Raw genomic sequence first — 2,399 nt, 5'->3', positions numbered from 1 at the left:
CGGAGGTGCTGATCGCCGCCGCGGTGTCGCCTTCGGTCAGGTCGCGGACATCCGCCGAGAGCACCGCCGCATCGTTGGTGCCGAGGATGTTGACGACGATATTGTAGCTCGCGGTTCCATCCGCCGATGTCACCGTGAGAGTGTCGGTCACAGCCTGGCCTTGCGTCAGCGGGTCGGCAAGCGCCTGGTTGAGCGCATAGGTCCATGCGCCGGTCGTCGTGTTGAAGGTGAAGAAGCCATAGGTGCCCTGAAGGCTTACAGGGTTCTGGAAATGGTTCTGACCGGCGTCGACATCCGTCAGGATCAGCTGTCCTTGAGCGCTAGGATCGTTGAGCGTTCCGTTGGCCACGCCGCCAGCTTCGACCACAGTCTGGTCAGCGCCTGGAGCCGCGGTGATCGTCGCGCCATCATTGCTGCCCTGAATGTTGACCGACACACTGGCCCAGCTTAGCGTTCCATTGCCGAGCTTGATTGCATAGGTGAACGTCTCGTGGATGCTGTCAGTAGCACCCATGGCCTGCAGGCTGGCGAAGCCTTGCTGCTGCAGATACTGGCTAAGGTTCATCTCGACCTTGCCATTGTTGATGCGGATGAAGACGCCGTCGCCAATGTCTTCCCAGGCAGAGACGCCGCTCACTTGGGCGTCTGCCGTCGTCAGGTCGACCGGCGCGTATTGCTTGGTGGCAGTCGAGGCGGAAGTCCCGTCGTCAATCGAATAGAGGGTCTTTGCGTTTCCACCCAGATCATTCTGCATCACGTCCAGCAGGATGATCGACTGAGCTGCCGACACGATGACAACCGTGTCCTCGGTGTAGTTGAGAACGTCGTCCGTCGCCTGCGGTGTGTTGGAAAACGATGTCGTGGTGCCGCCGGCACCGGCGATCTGAGTAGCCATGTTTCATCCCCTGTTGTTTAAACGACAGACGCCCCCGTGCCTGTCGACCGTATTGAAAGACCAGCCGCCTCTTGCCGATAAATCATTGCGTGCCTGACATGCAGATTCCGGCAGTGGTCAGCGCACCCGAAGGCCCCAACGTTGTCGCCTTGCGACGGCCAGCACGATGCGTGGCCGGTCGTCGTCCAACTCGTTGTTGCATGTTGAGTATTTTATGCGACGCTTATATTAGGAGATTATTAACTGTCTTAGAGAAGGCGTCAACATCCAACTTAGCAGAACAGTTAATGGCGCAATTCATCGGCTGACCCGCGCCCTTGTCGGAAAATGCGGCTGCCGGCTTCCTTCATCGCAGACGATAACGCGCCGGGTGGCTGCTGGTCGACAATCTGGGTGACGGATGGGAGTCGCACTGCCTGCACCTTGGCGTGCCAGTACCGGACCACTCGTATCCCAATCGCAACAACACAAAGGACTTTCAGTCGGTGCTTTCACACAACTAGCCTGCCCGTCTGCACGGGGTCTCGCGAGGGCCTGAAGGTCCGCCTATCGAAATCCCTGCCTCGAAGCTGCCAGTCCGCTATCGGCCCACTCCAACCGAGTCACTAACTAGGCGTTCCTCCCGTGGCCAATCATGGCCGAAGGAGAAACGAAATGGGACACTCGTGCTATGATCTCACCGCCTCCGATCGCCGGGCATGGAATGCAGGCAAGAAGGTCGGAACGAAACGCCCTCTGAAACCTCGACAGATATGGGCGATACGCTTCTTTCTCGATCGGGAACGGCGTCTACGAGACAAAGCGCTCTTCGATTTGGCGATCGACAGCAAGTTGCGCGGCTGCGATCTCGTCAAGATCAAAATCGGCAACCTTGTTGTAGGGCAGGAAATCCGAACTCGCGCGATGGTCATCCAACAGAAAACCGGTCGACCTGTTCAGTTCGAGCTGATGAGCGACGCACGCTCCAGCCTTCTCGCATGGCTGGAACGACGCGGCGGGACAGTGGATGATTACGCATTTCCGAGCAGGATCGATCCAAGGGCTCACATGAGCACGAGGCAGTATGCCCGCCTCGTCGACGAATGGGTCGAGGCGATCGGGCTTCGACCCCAGGAATACGGCACCCATTCCCTGCGTCGCACCAAGGCTTCGATTATTTACAAAGCGACGGGAAATCTGCGAGCCATCCAGATCTTGCTCGGTCACACGAAGATCGAGAACACGGTCCGCTATCTGGGAGTCGATGTAGAGGATGCTCTCGAACTTGCCGAGGCAACTGAGGTTTGATCAAGAGCGGCTCCACTTCACGAGTGGAGCCGTGAACAATTTGCGCCCAATGGCAGTCATTCGTACGGTCCCGTCCATTCACCAAAAGCGGACCATGGGGCGGAAGTATAGGTGAGCATTCGGTGCCGGCGAGCGCCGCCAACTGCGTGCGACTGCCCTGTAAGCCGGAGGTCAGAGCGTCTTGCTCATAAGCAGGATAGGAACCGGAGCCCCGCCA

Annotated in this window: 3 protein-coding genes; 2 read left to right on the top strand and 1 reads right to left on the bottom strand. The window is 58.4% G+C overall.

What is annotated here, in order from left to right; all coding sequences use genetic code 11:
* Positions 1–895: VCBS domain-containing protein (locus NKJ11_RS33605; RefSeq protein ID WP_352795175.1), on the bottom strand; the 895-nt coding region annotated here is incomplete at its 3' end.
* Between the two features lie 374 nt (positions 896–1,269).
* Here NKJ11_RS33605 and NKJ11_RS33600 point away from each other — a divergent pair.
* Both NKJ11_RS33600 and NKJ11_RS33595 read left to right on the top strand, forming a co-directional pair.
* Complete coding sequence (locus NKJ11_RS33600) at positions 1,270–1,398, top strand: sulfotransferase (RefSeq protein ID WP_352795176.1); 129 nt, start codon at positions 1,270–1,272, stop codon at positions 1,396–1,398.
* A gap of 151 nt (positions 1,399–1,549) precedes the next feature.
* Complete coding sequence (locus tag NKJ11_RS33595; protein ID WP_352795174.1) at positions 1,550–2,182, top strand: tyrosine-type recombinase/integrase; 633 nt, start codon at positions 1,550–1,552, stop codon at positions 2,180–2,182.
* Positions 2,183–2,399 lie beyond the last annotated feature (217 nt).

It is taken from the genome of Mesorhizobium sp. M0243, assembly GCF_040321775.1.
Lineage (GTDB): Bacteria > Pseudomonadota > Alphaproteobacteria > Rhizobiales > Rhizobiaceae > Mesorhizobium.
The sequence above is the reverse complement of the archived record's forward strand: the minus strand, read 5'-3'. Positions and strand labels throughout refer to the sequence as shown.